The organism is Okeania sp. SIO2B9, from assembly GCF_010672505.1.
Taxonomy (GTDB): Bacteria; Cyanobacteriota; Cyanobacteriia; order Cyanobacteriales; family Microcoleaceae; genus Okeania; species Okeania hirsuta.
This window is the reverse complement of the sequence record NZ_JAAHGK010000954.1, coordinates 1-3025: the sequence shown is the minus strand read 5'-3', so window position 1 is coordinate 3025 and position 3025 is coordinate 1. Positions and strand designations below refer to the sequence as shown.

At 34.7% G+C, this 3025-nt stretch carries 3 protein-coding genes and 1 pseudogene; all 4 read left to right on the top strand.

Annotated elements, in window-relative coordinates; translation table 11 throughout:
* A pseudogene (locus F6K13_RS25920) lies at positions 1-840 on the top strand (filamentous hemagglutinin); the annotation flags it as partial.
* 317 nt (positions 841-1157) lie between these two features.
* The gene (locus F6K13_RS35430) at positions 1158-1358 is read left to right on the top strand and encodes a hypothetical protein (protein WP_124154394.1); all 201 of its coding nucleotides are present in this window, start codon (positions 1158-1160) and stop codon (positions 1356-1358) included.
* Between the two features lie 461 nt (positions 1359-1819).
* On the top strand, positions 1820-2317 hold the full coding sequence (locus F6K13_RS25915; protein WP_124147124.1) for a hypothetical protein: 498 nt from the start codon (positions 1820-1822) through the stop codon (positions 2315-2317).
* Positions 2318-2363: 46 nt separating this feature from the next.
* Positions 2364-2555, top strand: coding sequence for a hypothetical protein (locus F6K13_RS25910; protein WP_124147125.1), 192 nt, complete (start codon positions 2364-2366; stop codon positions 2553-2555).
* The last annotated feature ends 470 nt before the right edge of the window (positions 2556-3025 follow it).

Below are 3025 nucleotides of genomic sequence, written 5' to 3'. Positions count from 1 at the left end.
TTAAGAGTGGAAGACCAAGCGATCGTTACCGTTAGTAGTTCTGGTAATGGGGTGGCAGGTTCCCTCAATATTAATGCTCCATCCATTGAACTCAACAATGGTACTCTGAGTGCGGAAACTACAGCTGGAAACCAGGGTAACATTACTATACAAGTTTCAGATATTAACCTAGAAAATAATAGTGCAATTACTACCAACGCTACAGAGTCTGCCACAGGTGGAGATATTAATATTGATGCACAATTTATTGTTAGTTCGGACAATAGTAATATTAGCGCCAATGCCATAGAGGGTCGAGGTGGTAATATTTCTATTAATGCAGAAGGGGTGTTTCTTGACGCTAGTAGCAAAATTACTGCCACCTCAACTTTGGGCATTGACGGCACAGTAGATATTAATACTCAAGTAGACCCCACTCAAGGAATGATCAGATTATCTGCTACAGTCATAGACCCTCAATCATTAGTGGCCAACAATATATGTGCCCCAACTCAAGCTCAAAAAGAAGGTAGTTCCTTTGTAATTACAGGTCGAGGTGGTCTACCACCAGATCCAACTCAACCATTAACAGTATTAAGAGGAATGGTCGAATGGGAAACAGAAACATCCGGGTATACAAGTGGTGTGATCAGAGATGATAAACAACCTGTTGTAGTCTACCATCGCTCAGAAGTCGAGAAGTTGCCAGAAATTCGTCAAGCTCAGGGTTGGGTCATGACTAAAAGTGGTACTATTATACTCACTACTACTGTAACTACTGTCAACTCAGGTGGTTTACAGTTAATTCATCCTAGTTGTTATCTATTTTCACCTGTGGCATTTGGAACTTTTTCTGATTAATTATTTGCTCTTATTTTTGATAGCGAATATGAACTTAAATTTTTCTGATAATATCAAATCCGGTAGCATCGGTGTAATTAGATAGTTAATCTAGGAGTCAGGAGTCAGGAGTCAGGAGTCAGGGGGGAAGAGAATGCGCGAAACATTTGCTCTTGGATGAAGATGAAAAATTTTTTTATACCGAACCCGAGCGGATTTGATATAACTGGATAAATACTACCTCTAGTACCATTCTATTTCTGGCTATATTTTTTTCTCAAAAATCTGTTAATTCTCAAATCATTCCAGATCAAACATTAGGCAAAGAAAATTAAGTTATTAACAGTATCGATCAATTAAAAGAACAGATAGAAGGTGGAGTAATTAGAGGTGCAAATTTATTTCATAGTTTTCAGGAATTTAATGTTGGGGAAGGTCGCAGCGTCTACTTCACAAATCCAACAGGCATTGAAAATATATTACTCCCTTCCCGCCAAAAGATTACCTATTTGATCATCATCAAAACTACATTATTTTAATTCAGGGTTGATGATGACTAATATCATGTCCGGTTGAACAGTTATAAATAAACGACGAAGGAGTCAGGAGACAGGAGACAGGAGGGTAGAAAGAATGAAGAAGGAGAAAGTTTTTTTATCACTAATTATCCGGACATGATATAAATTACTGAAAAATAGGACATTTAGGTGAAGCGATAGCTTGCGCTGACTTGTCAGTTCGCCAACTGGATTGGGATTTATGGCCAAAACTATACTACAAACATCAAAAACAGTATTTAAGGAAAAGATTACTAGCAATTAGATACCTATATGAGGGAAAAAGTAGAATAGAAGTATCAGAATTATTAAATTGTAATTACAAAACTTGATCAACTTGGATAGATAAATTTCTGGAAGCAGGGTTAAATGAATTAACCAAACCAATTTGTCATCAAGTATCTTCAAGATTAAATTGAGAACAAAAACAAGAATTAAAAAGAATGTTTAGGGAAGAATTACCCAGAAACTATGGCATAGATAGAAATATATGGACAGGCCAAATTATTAGTACTGTGCTCGAGTCAAGATGGGAAGTGAAGTTAAAAATAACCAGAATCTATGAAATACTCAAGGAGTTAAATAAGTCAAATCCAAAAGCACATAGAGATGATGCTAATGCTCACAAAGAAGAGCAAAAAACATTGATATCAAACTTAAAAAAAAACTCTCTTCTCAAGAAGAAAAAGAAAAAAATAGTATTTTTTGACGAATTTGCTGTTGATGAACGTCCCAGTATTTTTTACGGATGGGCAGAAAAGAACACAGGGTCAAAAGTACTCAGTAATCAGAAAGGAAAGAGAAAGAAATTGAACGGGATGATTGCCGTAGATACTTTGACAGGTCAAGAGTATTTCCAGTTAAAAGAAAAATCGCTCATCGGAGGATGTTTCAGATTATTTTTGACAACTGTGTCTTTTTTGTGTCAAAAATGGATTTGATCAACTGACTATTATTTGAGATAAAAATTCCACAGATAAAAAGAAAATGAGAACTCAATTACTTGCACATCTTGTGGAACCCAAAATGTCAAATCAAATTGTGGTAGATTTTATTGATACTCCGAGTTATTCTCCTAATTTTAATCTAGCTGAATATATTATTTATCTGTTAACAATGAAACTGCTGCATCATCTTCCCTTGGGTGTAAATATGGAACAAATTCAATATAAGGCATGAAAAATACTTTGAATTCAATCAGCTTCAAACAGCACAACAAATTCAAAATATAATTCACCATATTTATGCCTTAGTCAATTGTTAGGTAATCTTATAGCGGGAAGGGAGTAATATCAATTTGGAAAAATAATTTTACGAATAATCAGAACAATTAAATGACTTTATAGGAGATGTCCCTTGGAGTAAAAATATCAATTATGACCTAATAAATGGTATCAAAGCTATTTATTATGACTCCTGACTTCCCCTCCTGAGAAAGGTTAGAGGTGGGTTTATTCCTAAGAAATAACCTATTTATTTGTAGCAAATATTTATTAATTTGGTATAACACACTCCATTGTTACAGTGTGTGATGGCCAAACTTCCATAAATGCTTGAATACATAATAAATGGTATCGCCACATACTCTACTTTTTCTATCAATCAACCGTCTCTAAGTTGGCAAATTTATCATTATTTTCTCGGTTGAA